Origin of the sequence: Pseudomonas sp. SIMBA_068 (genome assembly GCF_046534705.1) — a bacterium.
GTDB lineage: Bacteria > Pseudomonadota > Gammaproteobacteria > Pseudomonadales > Pseudomonadaceae > Aquipseudomonas > Aquipseudomonas putida.
Genome location: NZ_JAWRYI010000543.1, coordinates 1 through 271, shown reverse-complemented (window position 1 = coordinate 271; position 271 = coordinate 1). Strand labels below are relative to the sequence as shown.

Annotated in this window: 1 protein-coding gene; it reads right to left on the bottom strand. The window is 48.0% G+C overall.

Translation table 11 applies throughout. From position 1 onward, the window contains the following. Positions 1-124 precede the first annotated feature (124 nt). Positions 125-271, bottom strand: a 147-nt coding sequence (locus SB756_RS30320) for a serine hydrolase (RefSeq protein WP_410913268.1), incomplete at its 5' end; no start/stop codon positions are given.

Here is a 271-nt window from a genome sequence, read left to right as displayed (position 1 = left end):
AGCTGTCGCTGCGGCAACGAGAGGGAGCAGGCGCATAAATGTTTCCTTACTGGTTTTTTTCTAAGTGTAGATGACAGCAAGGAAAAGCGCAGAAAAGGTCCGAAAATTCGGACCCGATGAAATTTTACTGTAGAGCGTTGAGAATCTGCCAGGCGGCGGTGACTCTCGCTGGATTGGGATAGTTTTTGTTAGCCAGCATCACTATACCCAGCTCTTTTTCTGGAATAAACGCGACATAGCTACCAAATCCGCCGGTTGCCCCTGTTTTATG